Source organism: Nonomuraea sp. NPDC049421 (assembly GCF_040677005.1).
In the GTDB taxonomy this organism is placed as follows: domain Bacteria; phylum Actinomycetota; class Actinomycetes; order Streptosporangiales; family Streptosporangiaceae; genus Nonomuraea; species Nonomuraea salmonea.
Genome location: NZ_JBFAQA010000055.1, coordinates 1 through 23,475 on the forward strand (window position 1 = coordinate 1; position 23,475 = coordinate 23,475).

Here is a 23,475-nt window from a genome sequence, read left to right on the forward strand (position 1 = left end):
GGGAGGGTGTGGGAGAGTAGGTCACCGCCGCACAATCTTTCAAGGGAAGGGTCTCGACGCCAGGTTCTGGTGTTGGGGCCCTTTCCGCATGTCCGCACCCCTTTTTCCCGCATGGCCGGGGTCATCGGGTCGTCTTCGCATGGCCGGGGCCTTCAAGGCTGAGGCCTTTCCGCGTGTCCCCGCGGCTCTTTTCGGGTGGTGCCGGCTTTTGGGGCTGCTGCTGGTTCTCGGGGTTCGGCTGGGCTTTGGATCCGGCCGGAGTGGTCGGCGTTCTGGTGGTGTCCCGCGAACCGCGTCGCCCGAAGCCGAGAACCGAGCACCCGCCCACGAACCCAAAACCCAGCGCCCAACCTCCAGGCCCGATTCCCATTCCCGGTCCCAGCCCGGATCCCGAAACTCGACCCCGAGCGGCGAACTGGTCTGCAACGTCGGGCCTGTTCGTCTTGTCGGAGGTTGCGGTGGTTGTTGTTGAGTTAGGCCTCGGTCGGTAATCCGGTCGGGGCCCTTTTGCGTTCAGGAGGAGTTTTCGTCTGTGGGGAGGGGGCGGAGGACGAAGACGCCCCAGCCGAGGTAGTCGCGGCCGTACTCCAGGTGGGAGCGGCGGGAGTGGGCCAGGAAGTCGCGCATCGCTGGGACGTCCGGGTCGTCGGGGTTGTCGCGGAGCCAGTCGCTGACCGCCCACCATTGCGGGGCCATGTAGCGGTCCCAGCTGTCCAGGTCGGCCAGGACCATTTCCAGGAGTTCGAAGCCGGCCTCTTCGGCGCGGTCGGCCGTGCCGAGCAATGAGGTGAACTCGTCCGCGCCGATCTGGAGCGCGGCGAGCGCCTCGGGCGGCGGGGGAGAGGTCCAGTAGCAGTCGCCCACCAGCACGATGCCACCAGGGCGCAGCGAGCGGCGCATCAGGGACAGCGTCCCCTGGAGGCCGCCGCCGATCCAGGTGGCGCCGATGCAGGACACGACGTCGTACGACTCGGGAACGTCCATGTACGTACTCGCGTCGGCTTCCACGAACTCGACGCGGTCGGCGACGGACAGTTCTTCCGCGCGATTTCTGGCGGCGTCGAGAAACACCTTGCTGATGTCGACGCCCACGCCCTCGATCGCGTATTCGGTTGCCCAGCGGGAAAGGAGCTCGCCCTTTCCGCAGGCCAGGTCGAGGATGCGGGTGCCGGGGGTGAAACCGCAGATCTCGCCGAGCAGGCGGAGTTTGTCATCCGTCAGGGGGTTCAGAATTCGGTGGCGGGATTCGGCGATTTCGTGGAAGCGCAGTGACATGCTGAGCAGTCTCGCTGACGGTGTGTTCCGGTGCCACTCATTATCGGATTGCGGCAGGCTCGGAGACGTTCCGGGGCTTGCTAGGCTGGGAGGACACCGGGCCACCCCAGGGGTGGCCTTCGTCGCGTAAGGCCCGCAGGCGGGCGGCGACCAGCCACGGTGGACCGTTGTTGAGAGTCCGCTGGGTGAGCCAACGAAATGGACCAGAAGTGAACAGAGATAACGGATCGGACGGCGGACAGCGCGGGCGCGGCGACTACGGGGACAGGCGCTCCGGCGAAGGGGGCAGAAGCGGCGGGTACGGATCCCGCGGGCGTGACTCCGGCGGCGACCGTCCGTTCCGTTCCGACGACAGGTCGCGCTACGGCAACCGCGGTGACCGTGGGCCGAGGCGCGACGACTCCCGAGACGACCGCGGCGGACGCCGCGACGGCGACGACCGTCGTTCCTACCGGGACCGTGATGACCGGGGGCCGCGTCGTGAGTACGGATCCCGGGATGACCGTGGTCCTCGCCGCGAGGGCGGGTTCCGCGATGACCGTGGCCCTCGGCGTGAAGGTGACGATCGTCGTACCTATCGGGATAGGGATGATCGTGGGCCGCGTCGTGAGGGTGGTTACCGTGATGATCGGGGTCCGCGCCGTGAGGGTGGCTTCCGTGATGATCGTGGGCCGCGTCGTGAGGGTGGCTTCCGTGATGATCGGGGTCCTCGCCGTGAGGGTGGCTTCCGTGATGATCGTGGGCCGCGTCGTGAGGGCGGGTTCCGTGATGATCGGGGTCCTCGCCGTGAGGGCGGGTTCCGTGATGATCGGGGTCCGCGTCGGGATGATCGCAGTCCTCGGCGTGAAGGTGACGATCGTCGTACCTACCGGGACCGCGACGACCGTGGGCCGCGCCGCGAGGGCGGTTACGGGGATCGGCGTGAGGGTGGTTACTCGCCGCGTCGTGAGGGCGGATTCAGGGACGACCGCGGGCCGCGCCGTGAAGGCGGCTACCGCGATGACCGTGGTCCTCGCCGTGAGGGCGGGTTCCGTGATGATCGGGGTCCTCGCCGTGAGGGCGGGTCTCGGGACGATCGGGGTCCGCGTCGCGAGGGTGGCTTCCGTGATGATCGTGGGCCGCGTCGCGAGGGCGGGTTCCGTGATGATCGGGGTCCTCGCCGTGAGGGCGGGTTCCGGGACGATCGGGGTCCGCGTCGCGAGGGTGGCTTCCGTGATGATCGGGGTCCTCGCCGTGAAGGCGGGTTCCGGGATGACCGGGGTCCTCGGCGTGAAGGTGACGATCGTCGTCCCTTCCGGGACCGGGACGATCGCGGACCGCGTCGCGAGGGCGGCTACGGCGGCCGGCGCGAAGGGGGTTACGGCGACCGCCGTGAAGGCCCCCAGCGTGACCGAGGACGTGGCGACTCCCGTCCGTTCTCGCGTGACAGCCGTCGTGAGGACGGCCCCGCAGGCACCCGCGCCCGCTACGGCAGGAGCGACCGCGACGCCGCCCCTGAGGCGCCGCAGCGGGAGAGGCTGCCCGAGGTGGCGCCCGACATCACCGTCGACGAGCTCGACAAGGAGGTGCTGGAGGAGCTGGGTTCGCTCCCCGGCGACCTCGCCGACCTGGTCGGACGGCACCTCGTCGCGGCCGAGCGGGCCCTCGAGGAGGACGACCCCGACAGGGCGCACGAGCACACCAAGGTGGCGCGTAGGTTCGCGGCGCGCATCGGCGTCGTACGCGAGGCGGCGGGCATCGTCGCCTACCGTGCCGGGCACTACTCCGAGGCGCTGAGCGACCTGCGGGCGGCCAGGAGGATGACGGGGTCGGAGGCGTACCTGCCGGTCATGGCCGACTGCGAGCGTGGTCTCGGCCGTCCCGAGCGGGCCATCGACCTCGTACGTTCCCCCGAAGCCGAACGCCTCGACCGGGCCGGACGCATCGAGCTGACCATCGTCGAGTCCGGCGCCCGCCGTGACCTCGGCCAGCACGACGCCGCCGTCATCACGCTGCAGCGGCTGCCCGAGCTGCGTGACCCGCAGCCGCGGCCGTGGTCGGCGCGGCTGGCGTTCGCGTACGCGGACGCATTGGCCGAAGCCGGGCACCAGGAGGCGGCGACCGACTGGTTCGGGCGGGCGATGGCGTTCGACGAGGACGGCGAGACGGACGCGGCCGAGCGGTACGCGGAGCTGACCGGGTCCGTCATCGAGGACGTCGAAGAGGACTACGACTACGAGGACGACTTCGACGACGCCGGAGCCGTGGAGACCGGGACCGCCGCCGAGGCGGACGAGGACACGGACGACGACGCCGCGCTCGCCGAGGCCGGTGACCTGCTGGGTGCGGACGCCGTGACCGAGGAGGGCGCGGAGGACCTACCGGAGGAGACCGTGTTCGAGGCTCCTGAAGCGGTCGGATCGGCTGAGGCCGAAGAGGACTCCGTGAACGAGGACTCCGGAGACGAGGACTCCGTGGACGAGGACTCCGTGGACGAGGACTCCGTGGACGAGGACTCCGTCGGCGGCGAGGTCGCCGGAAACGGCGAGGACGCAGCCGCCTCGGCTGCCCCGGGCTCCCAGGCCGGCGGTGAGCCTGAGCCTGCGGTTGAGGCTCAGGCCGGTGAGGTGCCCGGCATCACGCCGGCGTTCATCGAGCCCCACTTCGATGAGGAGCCGGGCAAGGAGAAGCCGGGCAAGTCGGACGACTGACCGGCACTACCGCTGACATGGGTGCGGCGGGCACGCGCGTTATCGCGTGTGCCCGCCGCACGTCTGTTTCGGCGCTTCGCAGCCGCTCCACCTGCTGCCTCGTCGTTCTCGGCACGTACCGGCTCTGACCAGAGGGCTGGTTCTGACGCACTGTTGGCCCTCCTGGAAGCCGTCACTGGTCTGCGTGCGTGCGGCGGAGGAGCGAGGGAGCGTCAGGGTGAGACGCGGTTGAGCCAGTGCAGGATTCCCGCCACGTTGGACGGCGCCCCGCTCAGCAGCTCGAACTGCTCGGCGCGTTCCTCACCGGACGTCAGCGCGGTGTAGCGCTCCTTCGTCCGGTCCCTGACCATGGCGACGGCATGGTCGAGGTCCATGCCCTCGGAATGGGCCTGCCGCGTCAGGTCCACCCATACCCGGAGCTCTTCGGCAGACCGTTCAAGCGTCTCCTTGACGGCGTCGACCGGCCCGTAGTGGCTGAACAGCAGCCGTTGTGGCTCAAGGGCCTCGAACAACGCGATCGAGTCGAGTGCCGTCTGCAGGTCGAAGTCCGGCGGCGGGGTGGCGGGGCGCAGATCGCCCGTTTCCGGCAGGTAGACGCCGGCCGCGTCGCCGACGTACAGATCGCCGGTGGCCGAGTCGACCAGGCCCACGTGGTGTTTGGCGTGGCCGGGGGAGTAGTGGCTGCTCAGCGTACGTCCGTTGCCCAGGTCGATGGCGCCGGTGTCGCCGAGGGCGACGATGCGTTCGGCCTCGGTGGGGGACAGCTCGCCGAAGAGCGTGTCGAGCTTGTCGCCCCAGACCATGCGCGCGCTGGCCATCAGCCGCGAGGGCTCGGCGAGGTGACGTGCGCCCTTCTCATGGACGACGACCTGCGCGGATGGGAAGAACCTGGCGATGTCACCCACCCCGCCGGCGTGGTCGAGGTGGATGTGGGTCACGACGACCGTGGCCAGGTCCTCGGGTCCGACACCGAGCGAGGCGATCGCGTCGCGCACCACGGGTGCCGAGGTCGACGTACCCGTCTCCACCAGGCACGGCCGGTCGCTCATGATGAGATAGCCGGCCGTGATGCCGGAGTATCCGGCCATCTTGGTGTCGATCTCATAGACGTCGCCGCCCAGCGCGGTGATGTTCTCCACAGGCACTCCCGATCGTCCAGCCGCTGTCCCCAGAACGGCATTCCAGCCGATCCGGCCTCCTCCACATCGTAGAGAGTGATCTCCACCAGAGCACCGATAGGAGGACGACCGTGGACCGAAACGAAGTCTTGCTGGTGGGGAGGCTGTCAGCGCCGGTCGAGGAGCACCCCTTGCCGAGCGGCGACACGGCGACGAAGTGGCGCATCATAGTCCGCCGCCGCCGAAACCGCCGGGGTGCGGCCCTGACCGACAGCATCCCGTGCGTCACGTTCGACCCGGAGACGGCCGCCGTGGTCCGCGCCCTCAAGCCCCGCGACTACGTCGAGGTGACGGGGTCGTTCCGCTGCCGCGTCTTCGGGCCGTCGGCGGCCAAGATCTGGCGGTACGAGGTGGAGGTGAGCGACGCCAAACCGTACGAGGCCGACCTCCCCGCCCCGGGTTCCGGACCCGAGGACGACACCGACGGGAGCCAGGTGGTGACCCTGATCCCCCGGCAGGTGCAGTACTTGGCCCCCACAGGCTGACCGTCCGTTTGACGGGCGCAACCGAACAGCCCCATAGGACACACCGCCCGCCCCCAGCCCGCAGCCCGCAGCCCGCAGCCCGCGGGCTCCGTCGTCATGAGCTTCGGTGACCGCATGCGGCCTTGCGCTCGGGATGCCCCGGGTAGCTGTGCACATCCGGTTTTTGGGTGACGATGTGAGACTTCGGCGAGCCGTCCCGACAACGCCGAAGGAGGTTGACTGCTTCTCATCGGAGTCCCTTGTGGACGTCTCTAGGCGCGTTCAGGAGCGCCTCTTGGCCTTTCTGGCTATCTGGTTCGAGGGTTTGCCGGTTGAGGGTTCCTGGGGCTCCACGGCTGCGGGCTCGGCACGTACCGCGACGGCTTGGCTACGACGGAGGCCGGGAGTGATCGCTTGAAGGGGGACGTGGAGTGTGGGCTCTTGGGGAACGGCCACTGGGTTGGTCCTGTTGGGGGTGGGGTGGTGGCTGGTGTTTGTTTTCGTGGCTTAGGTCGGGTGGTGTCAGAGACGTCCGTGCGGGAGTGGGAGTGAGGGTTGTTGGTTTTGTGTGATGGTTGCTGGGGGCAAGGCAGGAAGCGGCGGGGGTGTTTTTCTCTACCGGCAAGTGAGGGCAGGGTGGGACTCATCCCGCCAATTCCCCTGGTCAGGCGGCTCGGTGGGGAGAAGGAATCACACCGGAGCTGTAGATCGACCCCACGTTCGCGTCCGTCTGCTGTCACCATAGGCCGCAGTTAGCAGGCCCGGCAGTCCTGCCTGGCCACGGCACTATCGCAACAGGGTAGGTCGGATGGACGTAGAGGCAGAGATCACCATCCTCAAGCAGCGCCTCGAGGTGCTGGAGGCCGCGTCGCCCGCTGGTGCGGACGAGGTCGCGACATCGGGTGATGCCGGCGCTCCTGTCGTTTTCCAGTTCTCGCAGGAAGTGGCCGACGAGCTGGAGGCCCTCAACGTGGAGATCACGGGGCTCCGCTGGCAGATGAGGGATTACCACGCGTCCACCCAGGCCCAGCTCCAGCAGCAGCTCGACGATCTCCGTATCGGTATGTGTCTGCTCGACTGCAAACTCGATGAGTTGCTCAAGAGGAGCACGGCTTAGGGGGAGAAAGGCCGGAATAGGCGGGGTAGGGGCTTCGCAGTTCTCTGCGGGCCCCTTTCCATTCCATTGGCGGGCCGACGGTCCCCGGTAGCCATACCAGGCGAGGCGGCGATCGTATGTCTCTGCTCCGGCGTGGCGGGCGCCCCGGGTTGTTGTCAGTCGATGGCGAAGGTGCGGAGGAGCAGGCCGGTACGGGGCTTGGGGCCGAAGGAGGTGGATTTGCGGGGGACGCGTTCGCCTGCTGCGGCGACGGCCAATACGTCCTCCACCGCCAGCGGGTTCAGCAGAACCGCGGTGCCGCCGGTTCGGGTGGCCAGGTCGGTGGCGGCCTGGGCGTCGTGGTGGACGATGCGTACGTCCTGGTCGCTGTCCTGCATGCCCCACACCATCGGGAGGATGAACTCCGTGAGGATGGAGGTGTTGAGCGTGTTCCAGCGGTCGGAGTGGTCGGCGGGCATGGCGCGGGCCAGCTGTAGGGGATCCGGGTTGGTGAGCAGGTGGGCGCTGTGCGCGTCGGCCAGGAGGAAGGCGGGCTCGGCGGCCTCCTGGAGTGCGGCGAGGCCGTCGGGCAGGGTCTCGTAGTCCTGGACCCGCCAGGCGCCCTTGGCCTTGGCGGTGGCCTCGGCGAGGGGGAGTCCGGGGATGACGCGGTGGATGGCCTTGAGGTCGGGCGGGTACGCGCCGGAGTCCACCAGCAGGGCGAGGCCGAAGTCCCAGGGGCCGGCGGCGGGCGCGTCGCGGGTGGCGCGTTCCTGCCGCTGGAGTACGCGGTACGTCGCGTACCGATGGTGGCCGTCGGCGATGAGGGCCTGGCGGGGGTGGAGGTCGGCGTTGACGGCGGCTATTTCGGACTCGTCGGTGACAGCCCACAGGCGGTGGGTCAGTCCGTCCTCGGTGCGCGCGGTGACCAGGGGACGGCGGGTCGTCGCGACCTCGTCCACCAGGCCGGTTGCGGTGCCGCCGGAGCCGTCGTAGAGGAGGAAGATCGGCTCCAGGTTGGCCTGCGTCGTGCTCATGAGGGCCAGGCGGTCGGCGACGGGGCCGGGCATGACGTCCTCGTGCGGCAGGATGACGCGCTGGGCGGGGTCGGCGAGTGCGACGTCGCCGATGAGGCCGCGCTGCAGGACGCCGGGGCCGCTCTGCTCGTAGACGTAGAGGGCGGGCTGCTCGTCGGCGACCAGGACGCCCGACTCGAGCCAGGCGCGCAGGGTCTCCCTGGCGTCGGCGTACTGGCCGGGTGACGGCTGGGACGTCGCTGCGTTCCTGATACCTGAGGAGTCGCCTGAAGGCGGACAGGGAAGGATGAGACGGACGACGTTGTTCGGGTGAGAGTCAAGGAGGACCTCGACGTCGGCGTCGGAGATCAGGTCGTACGGCGGGGAGGTCACCTTGGCGGGATCTTCGACAGCGAAACGTACGCCGCGGAAGGGCCGTAGCGCCAGTCCACCTGGTATCGGCAGTTCAGGAGTCCCCATACCGGGCATGCTGCCATAAATGCCTGTGCCTTCCGAAAACCGGCCCATCGATGGCAGTCGTGCCCGTACCGCGGTGGAGCGGAGCGGGGTCGCCGTACAGCGATGAAGGAGTTCTCACCCATGGCTCACGAGGGAAACGGACATGACGAGAAACCGGGTGCTCCCAGGGGTGGTGTTTACGACTGGTACCAGCGCGGGGTCAAGCTGCTGAAGGAGGGCAGCCCCGCGGCCGCGGCGGCGTTGCTGGAACGTGCCGCCGAGGCGGAGCCCGACTCACGCAGCATCCTGGAGGCGCTGGCGCGGGCCCAGTTCAACTCGCGGCAGTACGCCGAGGCCGCGGCGCGGTTCCGGCAGATCGTGGACGCCAACCCGACCGAGGACTATGCCTACTTCGGCCTGGGATTGGCGTTGTGGCGGACGGGGGACGTGGAAGGCGCCCAGGAACCGCTGGCCATCGCGGTGGCCATGCGGCCCGACGACAGGAATTACGTGAAGGCGCTGAGGAGCGTGCGTGCGACCTTGAAGGCCCGCAGGGAGATGTGACCTTCCGCGGGGCCGGTGAGAGAGCGGCGCTAGAGTCGCACGCGGCGTGACAGGCGAACGGGAAGAGGCGCTGTGCTGATCGACGGCTTTGACACCCTGCTGCTCGACCTCGACGGCGTGGTCTATCTGGGCAGGCAGGCGATCCCCGGTGCCGGCGAGGCGCTGCAGGAGGCGCGGGCGCGCGGGGCGCGGCTCGCGTACGTCACCAACAACGCCTCACGCACCCCCTCCGCGATCGCCGCCCACCTGCGCGCGCTCGGGGCGCCCGCCACCGCGGCCGACGTCGTGACCTCGGCGCAGGCCGCCGCCCGGCTGGTCGCCGAGCGGGTCGCGCCCGGCGCGAACGTGCTCGTCGTCGGCGGTTCCGGGCTGCGGCTGGCCGTACGCGACCGGGGGCTCAGGCCGGTCTCGACGGCTGCGGAGTCGCCGGTGGCGGTGGTGCAGGGGTTCACGTACGAGCTGTCGTACGCGCTGATCGCCGAAGGGGCGCTGGCGGTGCGGCAGGGGGCGCTGTTCGTGGCCTCCAACAGCGACAGCACGCTGCCGAGCCCGCGCGGCGAGCTGCCGGGCAACGGCGCCCTGGTACGCGTGATCGCCACGGCCACCGGAGTCGAGCCCATCTATGCCGGCAAGCCGGACCCGCCGCTGCACCGCGAGTCCATGATCAGGACGAACGCGCGGCGTCCCCTGGTCGTGGGCGATCGGCTCGACACCGACATCGAGGGGGCCACCAACGCGGGGGTCGAGAGCCTGCTCGTGCTGACCGGGGTCGCGACGCCGGCCGACGTGTTGACGGCCGAGCCCCGCCACCGGCCGACGTACGTGGGCGAGGACCTGCGGGCGCTGCTGGAGCCGTATCCCGAGGTACGCGACGGCGCCTGCGGCGGCTGGCGGGCCCGGTGGGAGGACGGGGCGCTGCGCCTGGAAGGGGACGGCAGCAGGATCGACGGGCTGCGCGCCGCCTGCGACGCCGCCTGGGCGGCCGTCGGCGAGGGCCGCCTGGAGGAGGACGCCGTGAAGCCCGCCCTCGACCGGCTCACGTAACAAGCTCACGTAACAAGAGGAAAGGCGCCGGGCGGCCCGAGGAGGACGCGGGATTCGGCGCACGTCCGATCGCTGGGCGGGCAGGTGGACGGCGTGGTATTCGGCACACGTCCGATCGCCGGGGCGGCCGGTGGACGGCGCGGGATTCGGTGTACGCCCGATCGGCTTGGGCGGCCGGTGGAGGGGCTGCTTGAGTGGGGTCAGAGGAGGCGGCGGAGGCGCAGGAGGTCGCCGAAGCTGGCGTCGACCTTCACGCGGCCCCCGAGCAGCGCCCGCGCCAGGTCGAGCTCCCCGTCCACCAGCGCCACCAGGTCGTCGCTGACGATCGTGAGCTTGACGTCGGCGGGCTTGCCGTCGGCCGGCGGCGACTCCGCGAACGGGTCGAGCCCCCCGTGATGCAGCCGGCCGTAGAACGTCACGTCGAGGTCGGACACCCGGCAGCTGACCGTACGCTCGACCACGTGCTTGGCGCGATCCGCCTCATCGATCTCGTCGAACTGGGTGACGAGCTTGGCCAGTGCCGCCCGGCACTCCTCGACGCTTGCCATGGTGCGTATCCTTTCATCCCTTTGCGGACGGTAGCGTTCCACATCAGTAGCACCCCCGTACGAGCTTCAACGAGTGACACGCCTGCCAAGGTCCCGGCCGCTCGCGGGAGGCGTTACGGTCGAGTCATGAGTGAGCTGCCGCAGGAGAGCGGCGACGCGCGGGTCGACGCCATCGTGGCGGGCCTCGCCCGGCTGGGCGAGCTGCCCGTGGCCGAGCACGTCGCGGTCTTCGACGAGGCGTTCTCGGGGCTGGAGAGCACGCTTGCCGCCGTAGAAGGGCACGTGGAAGGGCACGTGGACGAGCCGGCCGGGCCGCGCGTCCCTGGTCCGCCCGTCCCTGGTCCGCCCGCCGTGGGACGCCCGTGAGCCGCAGGATCCGCCTCGACAGCGAGCTGGTCCGCCGCGGCATGGCCAGATCGCGTGAGCAGGCCGTCCAGCTGATCGAGGCGGGCCGGGTCAGCGTCGGCGGTCAGCGGGCGCGCAAGCCCGCCACCCAGGTCGACACGGCCGCCGCCATCGTCGTCGCCGCCTCGGACGAGGGCCCCGACTACGTTTCGCGCGGAGCGCACAAGCTGCTCGGCGCGCTCAGCGCGTTCACCGCCTTGAAGGTCGAGGGGCGCCGCTGCCTCGACGCGGGCGCCTCCACCGGCGGGTTCACCGACGTGCTGCTGCGCCACGGCGCGGCCCACGTGCTGGCGGTCGACGTCGGCTACGGCCAGCTCGCCTGGTCGCTGCGCTCCGACGACCGGGTGACGGTCATGGAGCGGGTGAACGTCCGCGACCTCACCCCCGAGATGGTCGGCGAGCCGCCCACGCTGGTGGTCGGCGACCTGTCGTTCATCTCGCTGCGGCTGGTGCTGCCGGCGCTCGCCGCGGTCGCCGCCCCTGAGGCCGACTTCGTCATGCTGGTGAAGCCGCAGTTCGAGGTGGGCAAGGAGCGCGTGGGGGCGGGCGGCGTCGTCCGCGATCCCGAGCTGCGCGCGGGTGCGGTGCGCGATGCCGCGGCCAAGGCGCTGGAGCTGGGGATGAGCGTGCGCGGTGTGACGGCGAGCCCGCTGCCGGGCCCGTCGGGGAATGTGGAATACCTGCTCTGGCTGGGCAAGGGGCAGGGCGAGCCGGGGGTCGACGACCTCGAGGCAGAGATCCAGCGTGCCGTCGCGGAAGGGCCGCAATGAATCGCACCGTGCTGGTCGCCGTGCACACCGGGCGCGACGCCGCCATCGACAGTGCCCGGCTGGTCATCAACCGGCTGGTCGACGCCGGCATCACGGTCAGGGTGCTCGACACCGAGGCCGCCGAGCTGGGCTGCGGCGGCATCGATGCGGTGCCGGGCGACCCCGGCGCGGCCAAGGACGCCGAGGTGATGATCGTGCTGGGCGGCGACGGTTCGCTGCTGCGCGCCGCCGAGCTGGCCAAGCCAGCGGGCACGCCGCTGCTCGGCGTCAACCTCGGGCACGTCGGGTTCCTCGCCGAGGCGGAGGTCGCCGACCTGGCCGCCGCCGTCGACAGCGTCGTGGCGGGCCGCTACGACGTCGAGGAGCGCATGACGATCGACGTTCTCGCCAGGCAGAACGGCCGGGTGCTCGCCGACACCTGGGCGCTCAACGAGATCACCGTCGAGAAGCAGGAACGCATGCTGGAGGTGGTCGCCGAGATCGACGGCCGCCCGCTGTCGCGCTGGGGCTGCGACGGCGTGATCTGCGCCACCCCGACCGGCTCCACCGCCTACGCCTTCTCCGCCGGCGGCCCGGTCGTCTGGCCGGAGGTCGAGGCGCTGCTCATGGTGCCCATCAGCGCCCACGCGCTGTTCGCCAAGCCGCTGGTCGTCTCGCCGCGCTCGACGCTGGCCGTGGAGATCCTGCCCGACACCCCGGGAGGCGTCATGTGGTGTGACGGGCGCCGCAAGTTCGAGGTGCCGTCGGGCACCCGCGTCGAGGTGCGCAGGGGCGCGGAGCCCGTACGCCTGGCCCGCCTGCACGGCGTCGAGAGCACCGGCGCCCCCTTCACCGACCGGCTGGTCGCCAAGTTCGAACTGCCCGTCCAGGGGTGGCGCGGAAGGGCGCGACCCTGAGTGAATGGAGTACGGAGCGCGTAGGATCACGTGGTCAGCACGATCGACCGCGGACAGCGGCGTCAGACACGGCAGAGACACGGTAGAGACACGGCAGTGAACGGGAGTGGGCAGTGCGACCCAGGGTCGAGGAGGTCCGCATCCAGGGGCTCGGCGTCATCGACGAGGCCGTGCTCGAGCTTTCGCCTGGCTTCAACGTGGTCACCGGCGAGACCGGCGCGGGCAAGACGATGGTCGTGACCGGGCTCGGGCTGCTGTTCGGCGGCCGGGCCGATCCCGCGCGGGTGCGGCCCGGCGCCGATCGCGCGAGCGTGGAGGGTACGCTGGTCATCGAGCCAGGCGGGCGGGTCGCGCAGCAGGTCGAGGACATCGGGGGCGAGATCGAGGACGGCGAGCTGATCATCTCGCGCACCGTCTCGGCCGAGGGCAGGTCCAGGGCCTGGCTCGGCGGGCGCACGGTGCCGGTGGGCACGCTGACGTACCTCGCCGACGACCTGGTGGCGGTGCACGGGCAGATGGACCAGCAGCGGCTGCTGCAGCCGGCCAGGCAGCGCGCCGCGCTCGACCGCTACGCCGGTGACGAGCTGGTCAAGCCGCTGCGGGCGTACGCGCAGGCGTACAAACGGCACAAGCAGGTCGCCGCGCAGCTGGAGGAGCTGACGACCAGGGCGCGCGAGCGGGCGCAGGAGGCCGACCTGCTGCGTTTCGGCCTGGAGGAGATCGAGAAGGTCGACCCCAAGGCGGGCGAGGACGACGAGCTGCGCGGCGAGGAGGAGCGGCTCTCCCACGCCGACGCGCTGCGCAGCGCCGCGACGACCGCCCACACCGCGCTGCTCGGCGACCCGATGGAGGCCGCGGGCGGGGCTCGCGACGTGATCTCGCTGCTGGGGGAGGCGCGGGCGGCCGTGGATGCCGTACGCGACTTCGACAGCCAGCTCGCGGGCATGGCCGACCGGCTGGCCGAGGCCGGCTACCTGATCTCCGACGTGGCCACCGACCTCGCGGCCTACGCGGAGTCCGTCGAGGCCGACCCGGCGCGGCTGGCGGCGGTGCAGGAGCGGCGTTCCGTCCTGTCCAGCCTGATCAGGAAATACGCCGCCGACAGCTCGGGCGTCCTGGCGTGGGCCCAGCAGGCCGCCGCCCGCCTGGGCGAGCTGGAGGGCGACGACGAGCGCATCGACGAGCTGACCCGCGAACACGACGAGCTGACCGTCCGGCTCACCGAGCTGGCCGACCGGCTGACCAAGGTGCGCGAGTCGGCGGCGGAGCGGTTCGGCAAGGCGGTCACGGAAGAGCTGACCGCGCTCGCCATGCCGCACGCCAGGGTCGTGGTCGAGCTCACCCAGAGCGCGGAGTTCGGGCCAGAGGGCCGCGACGAGGTGGAGCTGCGGATGGCCGCCCATCCCGCCGCGCCGCCGCTGCCGCTCACCAAGGGCGCGTCCGGCGGTGAGCTGAGCCGCGTGATGCTGGCCATCGAAGTGGTGTTCGCGGGCGCCGACCCGGTGCCGACGTTCGTGTTCGACGAGGTCGACGCGGGAGTCGGCGGGAAGGCCGCGGTCGAGATCGGCCGCCGGCTGGCCAGGCTCGCCCGCACCGCGCAGGTGATCGTGGTCACCCACCTGCCGCAGGTCGCCGCCTTCGCCGACCAGCACCTCGTGGTGGAGAAGGCGAGCGACGGCAGCATCGTGCGCAGCGGCGTGGTGACGCTCGATCACGAAGGACGTGTACGCGAACTGTCGCGCATGCTGGCCGGCATGGAGGACTCCGAGCTGGGCAGAGCCCACGCCGAGGAGTTGCTCGGCCTGGCCGCGGCGGACAGGTGATGCTGGGTGACATAGCGGACACGCCGCGTCATGCGTGGCCCCCGCGCTGTTTCACTCTGGCAGGATGGTCTTGATGAAGGTTCCGGGAAGCAAGAGGCCGGGCCTCCGTGGCAGGAAGGTCGGGGACCTTCCCGGTATAACGGCAGTGGCGAGGATCGACCGGCGCACCAAGAGGCTGACAAAACGCCTCCAGCCCGGGGAAATCGCGATTATCGACCACGTCGACGTTGACCGGGTCAGCGCGGAGGCGCTTGTCGCGTGCGGTGCTTCCGCCGTGGTCAACGTCGCAAGCGGCATCAGCGGCCGCTACCCCAACCTGGGGCCACAGATCCTGCTCGAAGCCGGTGTCCCGTTCATCGACAACGCCAACCAGGAGTTGTTCGAGCGGGTCAAGGACGGCGATCTCGTACGCGTCTGCGACGGCGTCGTCTACCTCGACGACGACGTGATCGGCAAGGGCGAGGAGCAGACCCCCGAGACGGTCGAGGCCGCCATGGCCGAGGCCCGCGCCGGGCTGTCGGTGCAGATCGAGGCCTTCGCCGTCAACACCATGGAATACGTGCGCGGTGAGGGCAAGCTCCTCATCGACGGGGTCGGCGTGCCCGAGATCCGCACGTCCATGGAGGGCCGGCACGTCCTCATCGTGGTCCGCGGCTACCACTACAAAGAGGACATCGCGACCCTCCGCCCCTACATCCGCGAATACCGTCCCGTCCTCGTCGGTGTCGACGGCGGCGCCGACGCGCTGCTGGAGGCCGGCTACCTCCCCGACGTCATCGTGGGCGACTTCGACTCCGTCTCCACCAAGGCGCTGACCTGCGGCGCCGAGCTGGTCGTGCACGCCTACCGCGACGGCAGGGCACCCGGGCTCGAGCGCGTGCACCAGCTCGGCAGGGAGGCGGTGATCTTCCCCGCCACCGGCACCAGCGAAGACATCGCCATGCTGCTGGCCGACGACAAGGGCGCCGAGCTGATCGTCGCCGTCGGCACCCACGGCACGCTGGAGGAGTTCCTCGACAAGGGCCGCTCCGGCATGGCCAGCACCTTCCTCACCCGTCTCATCATCGGCAGCAAGCTCATCGACGCCAAGGGCGTCAGCAGGCTCTACCGCAGTCGCATCACCACCTCGCAACTGCTCCTGCTGGTGATCACCGCGCTGATCACCATGGGGGTCGCGCTCTTCCTGTCGCCGCTCGGCCAGACCTGGCTGAACGGTCTTCAGGACGTCTGGAACGCGTTCATCTTCTGGCTGGTCGGACTCTTCTCGTGATCGATTTTCGCTACCATCTCGTCTCCATCGTCGCCATCTTCCTGGCGCTCGCGGTCGGCATCGTGCTCGGCACCACGCTGCTGCAGGAACCGGCGGTGAAGTCCGCCCAGGAGCTCACCGCGCAGCTCACCAAGACGAAGGAGGAGCTGCGCGCCCAGATCGACACGCTGCAGGGCCGCGAGGCCGGCAACGACGCCTTCATCAGCGCCGTGACGCCCGAGCTCGTCGCCGGCGACCTGGCCGGCCAGCGCGTGCTGCTGATCGAGACGCCGGGCTCCGGCACCGCCTGGCGCGAGGCCGCCCAGCAGGTGCTCGACCAGGCGGGCGCGGAGATCACCGGGCGCGTGACGTTCACCGAGAAGTTCCTCGACCCCAAGGGCACCGGCGTGCTCGACGGCCTGGTCAACCAGCTCAAGCCGGTCAACATGGTCTTTCCCGAGACCGCCACGAGCTGGGGCAGGGCCGCCGCGCTGCTCGGCGCCTCCCTGGTCACCAACGACCCCGCCCAGGCCGGCACGCCCAACCCCGCCACCGCCGACGTCGTCGGCGCGTTCGAGGCGGGCGGGCTGCTCGCCGTCGACGGTGACCCGGCCAAGCGGGCCACGCTCGCCGTCATGTTCGCGCCCGAGCGGCCGTACGAAGGGGAGAGCGCCGAGACCCAGGCGGGCGCGCTCGTCTCCGTGGCCGACGGCTTCGACGCGGCGAGCAAGGGCACGGTGCTGGCCGGCATCGCCGCCACCACGGTCACCCCGGGAGACGTCATCACCGCCCTGCGCGACGAGGGCGAGGTGTCCAAGCGGGTCACCGGCGTCGATACGGCCGACATGCCGCTCGGGCCGGTCGCGATCGTCTACTCTCTGCAGGAGCAACTGTCCGGGCGGGCCGGCCAATACGGCAACGGCAAGGGCGCATCCGGCCCCATCCCCGCCGAGGCGGCCCCCACCCCATCCCCCACCACCGAGTCAGGGAGCTGACATGCCCAGCCGGGCCCGTGGCCTGCTCTACGCGCTGGCCGGCGCCACCATCGGCGCCGTGGCCGCCCGCGTCGCCTACTCCGCCTTCACCCGCAACAAGCCCGCCGACCTGAGCGGCCGCTGGACCAGGAAGAACCACCGCGGCGAGCCCATCACGCTGCTCGAAGGCCCCGCGTTCGTGGCCGGCGCCGGCGCCGCCGCGGCGCTCACGCCCGGCCTCACCCCGCGTGTGCGCGCCGCCGCGCTGCTCGCGGGCGCCGGCAGCGGCGCGCTCGGCGCGTACGACGACCTCTACGGCACCACGTCGTTCAAGGGCTTCAAGGGTCACCTGAGCGCGCTGGCCCGCGGCGAGGTCACCAGCGGCGCCGTCAAGATCCTCGGCATCGGCGCCACCGGGCTCGGCGCCGCCGCCCTCGTCTCCCAGGGCCCCGCCGACATCCTGGTCAACGGCGCCGCCATCGCCGGCTCCGCCAACCTCGCCAACCTCTTCGACCTGCGTCCCGGACGCGCCGTCAAGGTCGGCCTGCTGACCGGCGGGCCGCTGCTGGCCGCCGCGCTCTTCCGCGACCAGCCCGCCGCGGGCGCGCTGGCCGCCGTGCCGCTGGGGGCCGCCGCCGCGCTGCTGCCCGACGACCTCGGCGAGCGCGCCATGCTCGGTGACGCGGGCGCCAACGCCCTGGGCGCGCTGCTCGGCCTCGCCGCCATCACCAAGCTCGGCAGGCCCGGCCGCTACGCGCTGCTCGGCACCGTCGTGGCGCTGACGGCCGCCGCCGAGAAGGTCAGCTTCACCAAGGTCATCGCCGGCAACCCGGTGCTCAACCGCATCGACATGCTGGGCCGCCGCCCCGTCGACCCCATCTGACGCCGCTGTTGTCGGTACGGCCTGCCAGGATGTTCGCGTACGGTTGGTCGGCTGCGCGTTCGGGGGAGGCCGGGTGGGTGTGGTGACGGCGAGGGGCGTCGCGGGCGGCGCGATGCTCATCGGGGCGATCACCGTGCTGGCGCGGGTCGCCGGGTTCGCCAAGCAATACGCCTTCGCCCAGACCGTCGGCACCAACTGCCTGGCCACCGCTTACATGACGGCCAACCAGATCCCCAACATCGTCTTCGAGGTGGTCGTCGGCGGGGCGCTGGCGGGCATGGTGGTGCCCGTGCTGGCCGGGGTGTCGCGCGAGCGGGCCGGCCTCATCGGGTCGGCGCTGCTGACCTGGGTGGTCGTGGTGCTCGTCCCCGTCGGGGTGCTCACGGCGGTGCTCGCCGGGCCCGTCATCGGGCTGTTCCTCGGCGGTGCCATCGAGGGGTGCGCCGATCTGTCCGCGATGGGGGAGATCGCCACCCGCATGCTGGTCGTCTTCGCGCCCCAGATCCCGCTCTACGGCGTGGCCGTGGTGCTCTACGGCGTGCTCCAGGCCAACGACCGTTTCGCGGGGCCCGCCGTCGCGCCTCTGGTGTCGAGCATCGTGGTCATCGTCGCGTACCTGCTGTTCGTGCCGCTCAGCGGTGGGCACCGCGACCTCGACGGCCTGCCCATGGCGGGCGAGCTGGCGCTGTCGGTGGGCACGAGTCTCGGCGTGCTGTCGCTGGTGCTGACCGTGGTCGGGCCCGTCGGGCGGCTCGGGCTGCGGTGGCGGCCGACCTTACGGTTCCCCGACGGGGTGGCCGGGCGGGTGCGCACGCTGGCGCTCGCGGGCATCGCGGCGCTGCTGGCGCAGCAGGCGGCCATGATCGTGGTGCTGCTGCTGGCCAACAAGGTTGTCGGCGGCGGGGCCATCGCGGCGTACAACTACGCGTGGGCGATCTACCTGGTGCCGTACGCCGTGCTGGCCGTGCCCATCGCCACCAGCGCGTTCCCCCGGCTGTCGGCACAGGCCGGCGAGCCTGCGGCCTTCGCGGCGCTCGCGGCGCGCACCACCAGGGCCGTCGTGCTGGTGTCCGGGCTGGCGGCCGGCGTGCTCGCGGCGGCGTCGGGGCCCGGTGCCGTGGTGTTCCTCGCCGACAAGAGCGACGTCCCAGCCGGTGAGCTGGCGGCGGCCATCGCGCTGTTCGCGCCCGGCCTCGTCGGCTACGGGCTCCTCGCCCACCTCAGCCGCGTCCTCTACGCGGCCGGCCAGGGCCGCGCGGTCGCCACCGGCACCGTCGCCGGATGGCTCGTCGTGATGGTGGCCCAGACCGTGCTCGTGCTCGTGGTGCCTCCCGAGTGGGGCATCGGGGCGATGGCGCTCGGCATGAGCATCGGCATGAGCGTGGGTGGCGGCTTGCTGCTGGCGTCCGTCGTACGGACGCGCGGCGGCGCTGCGGCGGCCGGCCTGCCCCGCGCGCTGGGGGCCGCGGTGGCCGGAGGGGTGGCCGGGTTCCTCGCGGGGGCCGGGGTCGTCGGCCTCCTGGGGGCCGTGTCCCTCTGGGCGAACGTGGGGGCCGCCGTGCTAGCTGCGGTGGTGGCGCTGGCGGTCGGGGTCGCGGTCGTGGCCCTGCTGGACCGGCCCGACGCCGCGTCGGTGGCCGGTCTGCTGCGTCGCGGTGGAGCCGGGTGAGGTCGGGCGGAGTGAGTGTCAGGCCGGGTGAGGTCGGGCGGAGTGAGGTCGGGCGGAGTGAGGTCGGGCGGATCCGGGCGGAGTGAGGGAGGCTGGCGTGCGGGTGGCTTTTGTGCTGGGGACCACGTCGGGTGGTACCGGGCGGCACGTTCTGATGCTGGTGGAGGGGCTCGTGCGGCGGGGGCACCAGGTGCTGGTGGTCGGGCCGCGCAGTGTTGAGGAGCGGTTCTCGTTCGGGACGGCGGGGGCGCGGTTCGTCGAGGTGGCGGTTTCCGATCGGCCTCATCCCTTGAACGATCTGCGTGCGGTGCTCGCCGTCCGCCGACTGACCAAGGGCGCCGACGTCGTGCACGCCCATGGTCTGCGGGCCGGAGCTCTGGCGGCCTTGGGAAGCCCTGCGCGCAGGCCCGTCGTGACGTTGCACAACGCGCTGACCGCCGGTGGGTTCGTGGGGCTGGTCTATGGCGTGCTGGAGCGGATCGTGGCGCGGCGGGGCGGGCACGTGCTGGTGGTCTCGCCCGATCTCGGTGAGCGGATGACCGCGCTGGGCGCCAGGGACGTGCGGCCTGCGCTGGTGGCCGCGCCCGTGCCGGCTACGGCCAAGCGGACACCTCAGGAGATCAGGGACGAACTCGGCGCCGGCGAGCGTCCGATCCTGCTCACCGTCGCCCGGCTGGCCCAGCAGAAGGGGCTGGAGACGCTGCTCGATGTGGCGGCCGGACCGTGGGAGGGTGACCCGCTGTTCGTGGTGGCGGGTGAAGGGCCGTTGCGGGGGGAGTTGCAGCGGCGGATCGACGCGGAGGACCTCCCCGTACGCCTGCTGGGCAACCGGGACGACGTGGCCGACCTGATGCGTGCCGCCACGGCTCTGGTGATGCCGAGCCGGTGGGAGGGGCAGCCGCTCACCCTCAGGGAGGCGCTCATGACCGGCACCCCGGCCGTCGCCTCCGAGGTCGGCGGCATCCCGGAGATCCTGGGGGACGCGGGGATCCTGGTGCCGTACGGCGACGTGGCCGGCTTCCGCGCGGCCGTGCGGCGGCTGCTCGCCGCACCCGAGGACGCGCGGGCGCTGGCCGAGGCGGCGCGGCGGCGCGGCGACGAGATGCCCGACGGCGACGACGCGGTGGAGAGCGTGCTCGCGGTCTACAGGGCGTGAGCCGGCGGGCCCAAGGGGATTTGCGGTCTGCTGGTGTGAATCCGCGGGCTCGCAGAGGCGGTGGTTCACCGATCGTGAGGTCGCGGGCTCGCAGAGGGCGGTCGTTATGCGTGGGCTCGCGGCGGGCGGTCGTTCACCGATCGTGAATCCGTGGGCTCGCGGCGGGCGGTCGTTCACCGATCGTGAGGTCGCGGGCGTGAGGGGAAGCCGTGGTCTACGGAGGGTGAGGGGGCTTGGTTGAGGGGGAGGATGATTAGGTGCGGTCGAGGGGTTCTCGTATACTGCGTGGGTTAGGGAGGGGAGTATCCCTTCGCGACAGCCTCGTCATCACGGTGCAGCCCCACTCCACGGGGCCCCCGGGGCTGCCGGTCCGCAGGTGAGCGCGGGCGGGAGAGACCTCCGGCAATGAAGCGTGCATGCCGGAGGGTCTGAGTGACTGAACCTTTGTGGGCCTGGATCGCCGTGATCGGCGGTCTGCTGTTGGTCATCGCCATCGACCTGTGGATCGTCGACCGTGGAGAAGCACGTGAGTTCTCCATGCGCCAGGCGGGCTACTGGGTCTCTTTCTACGTCTTCCTCGCCGTGTTGTTCGGGGTATTGCTGTGGTTCACCTCCGGCCCCGACAGAGCCGGTGAGTTCTTCGCCGGTTACATCACCGAATACAGCTTGAGCGTCGACAACCTGTTCATCTTCTTCATCATCATGAGCCGGTTCGCGGTGCCGAAGGCGTACCAGCACAAGGTGCTGCTCGTCGGCATCCTGCTCGCGCTGGTGATGCGCGGCCTCTTCATCGCGCTCGGCGCGGCCGCGCTCGAGCGGTTCAGCTGGCTGTTCTACGTGTTCGGCGCCTTCCTCGTCTACACGGCGGTCAACATCGTCCGCCAGCACCTCAAGGGCGAGGAAGAGGAGTTCAACGAGAACGTCCTGCTGCGGTGGGTGCGCAGGGCGTTCCCCACCACCGAGGGCTACGTCGGCTCCAAGGTCACCGTCAAGATCGACGGCAGGCGCATGGTCACCCCCATGCTCATCGTGATGGTCGCGATCGGCACCACCGACCTGCTGTTCGCGCTCGACTCGATTCCGGCCATCTTCGGGCTCACCAAAGACCCCTTCATTGTCTTCACCGCCAACGCGTTTGCCCTGATGGGCCTGCGTCAGCTCTACTTCCTGCTGGGCGGCCTGCTGCAGCGCCTCGTCTACATCAGCTACGGTTTGGCGTTCATCCTGGGGTTCATCGGGGTTAAGCTCGTATTGGAGGCGTTGCACTCCAGCCATGTCTCCTGGGCGCCCGAAATTCCCATCTGGGTGTCGCTCTCGGTCATCGGCACCACCATGGTCATCACCACTGTGGCCAGCCTGATCAAAGCTCGCATCGACGCGCGCAAGGGCGAGGAGACGCATCCGGAGCAGGTCTAGCGAAATGGGCTTCGAGGCGCTTTGCTTGTGTAGTTATGCCGTGTCATAGTTGCTGGTTCTGTAACATCACGGCAAAGCGCCCAGTCCAGTCACCACCAAAGGTTGTACGTGTCCGACGATTCTGCTAAGCCGAGCCGCATGAGGCTCGCGCGCGGGGTCTCCCCGTGGCTCCTCCCGACGGTCGCCGCGGCGGCCGCCACCGCTCTGCTGACGCGCCGAGACCGGCGATGGGCGCTTGCGGCGGTGCCGCTGAGCGCGCTCACCGGGGGCATGCTCTGGTTCTTCCGAGACCCGGACCGCACGATCGGCGAGGGCCGCGTCCTGTCACCCGCCGACGGCGTCGTGCAGAGCATCGACCCGTGGCCCGACGGCCGTACCAGGGTCGCGATCTTCATGAACCCGCTGAACGTGCACGTCAACCGTGCCCCTCTTGCGGGAAATGTCACCTCCGTGCAGCATGTGGCAGGTGGGTTCCTGCCGGCGTTCAACAAGGACAGCGACCAGAACGAGCGTGTGGTGTGGCATTTCGAGACCACGCTGGGCGACATCGAGATGGTGCAGATCGCGGGCGCCGTGGCGCGCAGGATCGTGCCGTACCTGAGCGACGGCGCCAAGGTCGAGCAGGGTGAGCGGATCGGGCTGATCAGGTTGGGATCCCGGGTCGACATCTACCTTCCCGAAGGGATTTCTCCCGCGGTGTCCGTGGGCGACAAGACGGTTGCGGGGGTGACCAGAATTGACCACGGCTGACGCCAGTAGCTGGCGAACGGAAGAGGAAGAACCTCGCGGTCCCGTCGGCAAGGCGTTCCGCCTGTCCGCCGCCGACTCCCTGTCGCTGGGCAACGCCGTCTGCGGGTTCCTCGCGGTGTGCGTGCTGGCCTACTCCGCCATCCAGCAGCTGCAGGTCGACGGCGGCCGGTTCACGCCCGCGCCGAGCTACTTCGCCACCGCCATCGTGCTGCTGCTCATCGGCGCCACCTGCGACCTGTTCGACGGGCTCGTGGCGCGCCGCTTCCGTGCCTCCGCGATGGGGGCCGAGCTCGACAACCTCGCCGACGTCATCAGCTTCGGCTTCGCGCCGGCGTTCATGGTCGTCATCTGGGGCATCGGCGTGCCGGAGAGCGTGCCCTTCACGGCCGTGCTCGCCGCGGCGGCGGCCGTGCTGGTCGCCGGTGTCGTACGCCTGGCCAGGTTCGCCTGCGTCAAGACCAAGAGCGGCGACTTCATGGGGCTGCCCATCCCGATGGGCGCCATGACCGTGATCTCCATCGTGCTGCTGTTCCAGCCGAGCATCTGGTCGCTGCTGGCCGTGCTCGGGGTGGCGTGGCTGATGGTCAGCCGCATCGAGTACCCCAAGCCGAAGGGGCAGCTCGCCGCCGTAGTGCTGGGCTGGATCATGGTGAACGTGGCGTTCCTGACGGTCTGGGTGGCCTGGCCCGAAGGCGGCGACATGCCGATCAAGATCGGGGCCACCATGCAGATCGCGCTCGTCGCGGCCATCCCGCTGCGGGTGCTGTTCTACAAGCGCGAGCAGCGTAAGGAAGCCGCTCGTCTGGGCCGCTGACCGGCCTCCGATGAGCAACTGACGGGATTTTTCGTCTTATTTCGGCTTTGATAGAGCCATGTCGGCCACGCCGCGCGAGCACACGCGTACGTACTACCTCGGCAAGCTGGCGACGGAGCTGGAACAACGCGGGCTGACCGCCCTGCTGCGGTCGGACCCGCCCGCGTTGCGCATCAGCCACCCCGACGCGGCCCTGATGGCCGAGACCGTGGACTGCGCCGCCCTGTCGGAGGGCTGGTTCTACCGGTGGTCGTGGGGCGAGCTCGTCGGGCTCGCCGACGATCCCGCCCTGGCGGCCGAGCGCATCGCCCACGTGCTCGCCACCCGCTGACCGTC

At 70.6% G+C, this 23,475-nt stretch carries 23 protein-coding genes; 18 read left to right on the top strand and 5 right to left on the bottom strand.

Features of this window, described 5'->3' with window-relative positions:
- Window positions 1-513 precede the first annotated feature (513 nt).
- Both AB0K18_RS48935 and AB0K18_RS48940 read right to left on the bottom strand, forming a co-directional pair.
- Window positions 514-1,275 carry a methyltransferase domain-containing protein gene (locus AB0K18_RS48935; protein WP_364929648.1) on the bottom strand — a complete coding sequence of 254 codons (762 nt, stop codon included), beginning with the start codon at window positions 1,273-1,275 and terminating at the stop codon, window positions 514-516.
- Window positions 1,276-1,355: 80 nt separating this feature from the next.
- Complete coding sequence (locus tag AB0K18_RS48940; protein ID WP_364929650.1) at window positions 1,356-2,897, bottom strand: hypothetical protein; 1,542 nt, start codon at window positions 2,895-2,897, stop codon at window positions 1,356-1,358.
- Between AB0K18_RS48940 and AB0K18_RS48945 the strand changes: the two genes are divergently transcribed.
- Complete coding sequence (locus tag AB0K18_RS48945) at window positions 2,802-3,965, top strand: hypothetical protein (RefSeq protein WP_364929652.1); 1,164 nt, start codon at window positions 2,802-2,804, stop codon at window positions 3,963-3,965. The two genes, AB0K18_RS48940 and AB0K18_RS48945, sit on opposite strands and share 96 nt — an antisense overlap.
- A 212-nt stretch (window positions 3,966-4,177) precedes the next feature.
- Here AB0K18_RS48945 and AB0K18_RS48950 read toward each other — a convergent pair whose 3' ends face one another.
- Window positions 4,178-5,104: an MBL fold metallo-hydrolase gene (locus AB0K18_RS48950; protein ID WP_364929655.1), complete on the bottom strand. Its 927-nt coding sequence runs from the start codon at window positions 5,102-5,104 to the stop codon at window positions 4,178-4,180.
- Between the two features lie 110 nt (window positions 5,105-5,214).
- Between AB0K18_RS48950 and AB0K18_RS48955 the strand changes: the two genes are divergently transcribed.
- A complete protein-coding gene (locus AB0K18_RS48955) occupies window positions 5,215-5,628 on the top strand; it encodes a single-stranded DNA-binding protein (RefSeq protein ID WP_364929658.1) in 414 nt (137 codons plus the stop codon).
- Between the two features lie 787 nt (window positions 5,629-6,415).
- Window positions 6,416-6,724, top strand: a complete 309-nt coding sequence (locus tag AB0K18_RS48960; protein WP_364929660.1) for a hypothetical protein — start codon at window positions 6,416-6,418, stop codon at window positions 6,722-6,724.
- A 155-nt stretch (window positions 6,725-6,879) separates the two neighbouring features.
- On the opposite strand, the gene AB0K18_RS48965 is transcribed toward AB0K18_RS48960, so the two are convergent.
- Window positions 6,880-8,247, bottom strand: a complete 1,368-nt coding sequence (locus AB0K18_RS48965) for a DUF1015 domain-containing protein (RefSeq protein ID WP_364929663.1) — start codon at window positions 8,245-8,247, stop codon at window positions 6,880-6,882.
- A gap of 72 nt (window positions 8,248-8,319) precedes the next feature.
- On the opposite strand from AB0K18_RS48965, the gene AB0K18_RS48970 reads away from it, so the two are divergent.
- Both AB0K18_RS48970 and AB0K18_RS48975 read left to right on the top strand, forming a co-directional pair.
- Window positions 8,320-8,742, top strand: coding sequence for a tetratricopeptide repeat protein (locus AB0K18_RS48970; protein ID WP_364929665.1), 423 nt, complete (start codon window positions 8,320-8,322; stop codon window positions 8,740-8,742).
- 72 nt (window positions 8,743-8,814) lie between these two features.
- Entirely contained in the window at window positions 8,815-9,786 is a 972-nt protein-coding gene (locus AB0K18_RS48975) for an HAD-IIA family hydrolase (protein WP_364929669.1), read from the top strand.
- Between the two features lie 200 nt (window positions 9,787-9,986).
- On the opposite strand, the gene AB0K18_RS48980 is transcribed toward AB0K18_RS48975, so the two are convergent.
- A complete protein-coding gene (locus AB0K18_RS48980) occupies window positions 9,987-10,334 on the bottom strand; it encodes an SCP2 sterol-binding domain-containing protein (protein ID WP_355431882.1) in 348 nt (115 codons plus the stop codon).
- A gap of 126 nt (window positions 10,335-10,460) precedes the next feature.
- Here AB0K18_RS48980 and AB0K18_RS48985 point away from each other — a divergent pair, with 126 nt between their 5' ends.
- The 13 genes from AB0K18_RS48985 (at window position 10,461) to AB0K18_RS49045 (ending at window position 23,470) form a co-directional block, all read left to right on the top strand.
- The gene (locus AB0K18_RS48985) at window positions 10,461-10,700 is read left to right on the top strand and encodes a hypothetical protein (protein WP_364929671.1); all 240 of its coding nucleotides are present in this window, start codon (window positions 10,461-10,463) and stop codon (window positions 10,698-10,700) included.
- Window positions 10,697-11,509 (top strand): TlyA family RNA methyltransferase, encoded by an 813-nt coding sequence (locus AB0K18_RS48990; RefSeq protein ID WP_364929672.1) that lies wholly within the window; start codon window positions 10,697-10,699, stop codon window positions 11,507-11,509. The genes AB0K18_RS48985 and AB0K18_RS48990 overlap by 4 nt, the downstream gene beginning before the upstream one ends.
- Window positions 11,506-12,405 (top strand): NAD kinase, encoded by a 900-nt coding sequence (locus AB0K18_RS48995; RefSeq protein WP_364929674.1) that lies wholly within the window; start codon window positions 11,506-11,508, stop codon window positions 12,403-12,405. Before AB0K18_RS48990 ends, AB0K18_RS48995 begins: the two co-directional genes overlap by 4 nt.
- Window positions 12,406-12,518: 113 nt before the next feature.
- Window positions 12,519-14,228 (top strand): DNA repair protein RecN, encoded by a 1,710-nt coding sequence (recN, locus tag AB0K18_RS49000; protein ID WP_364929677.1) that lies wholly within the window; start codon window positions 12,519-12,521, stop codon window positions 14,226-14,228.
- A gap of 73 nt (window positions 14,229-14,301) precedes the next feature.
- Window positions 14,302-15,498: a putative cytokinetic ring protein SteA gene (steA, locus tag AB0K18_RS49005; RefSeq protein ID WP_364929679.1), complete on the top strand. Its 1,197-nt coding sequence runs from the start codon at window positions 14,302-14,304 to the stop codon at window positions 15,496-15,498.
- On the top strand, window positions 15,495-16,472 hold the full coding sequence (locus AB0K18_RS49010) for a copper transporter (RefSeq protein ID WP_364929682.1): 978 nt from the start codon (window positions 15,495-15,497) through the stop codon (window positions 16,470-16,472). Before steA ends, AB0K18_RS49010 begins: the two co-directional genes overlap by 4 nt.
- Window position 16,473: 1 nt before the next feature.
- Window positions 16,474-17,334, top strand: a complete 861-nt coding sequence (locus AB0K18_RS49015; protein ID WP_364929685.1) for a hypothetical protein — start codon at window positions 16,474-16,476, stop codon at window positions 17,332-17,334.
- A gap of 73 nt (window positions 17,335-17,407) precedes the next feature.
- Window positions 17,408-19,003 carry a lipid II flippase MurJ gene (locus tag AB0K18_RS49020; RefSeq protein WP_364929687.1) on the top strand — a complete coding sequence of 532 codons (1,596 nt, stop codon included), beginning with the start codon at window positions 17,408-17,410 and terminating at the stop codon, window positions 19,001-19,003.
- A gap of 97 nt (window positions 19,004-19,100) precedes the next feature.
- Window positions 19,101-20,159, top strand: a complete 1,059-nt coding sequence (locus tag AB0K18_RS49025; RefSeq protein ID WP_364929690.1) for a glycosyltransferase family 4 protein — start codon at window positions 19,101-19,103, stop codon at window positions 20,157-20,159.
- Window positions 20,160-20,591: 432 nt separating this feature from the next.
- Window positions 20,592-21,575, top strand: coding sequence for a TerC family protein (locus AB0K18_RS49030; protein WP_364381133.1), 984 nt, complete (start codon window positions 20,592-20,594; stop codon window positions 21,573-21,575).
- Window positions 21,576-21,713: 138 nt separating this feature from the next.
- Window positions 21,714-22,325, top strand: coding sequence for a phosphatidylserine decarboxylase (locus AB0K18_RS49035; RefSeq protein ID WP_364929695.1), 612 nt, complete (start codon window positions 21,714-21,716; stop codon window positions 22,323-22,325).
- Window positions 22,312-23,139: a CDP-diacylglycerol--serine O-phosphatidyltransferase gene (gene pssA, locus AB0K18_RS49040; protein WP_355431854.1), complete on the top strand. Its 828-nt coding sequence runs from the start codon at window positions 22,312-22,314 to the stop codon at window positions 23,137-23,139. The genes AB0K18_RS49035 and pssA overlap by 14 nt, the downstream gene beginning before the upstream one ends.
- A gap of 58 nt (window positions 23,140-23,197) precedes the next feature.
- On the top strand, window positions 23,198-23,470 hold the full coding sequence (locus tag AB0K18_RS49045; protein ID WP_345386173.1) for a hypothetical protein: 273 nt from the start codon (window positions 23,198-23,200) through the stop codon (window positions 23,468-23,470).
- Window positions 23,471-23,475: the final 5 nt, after the last annotated feature.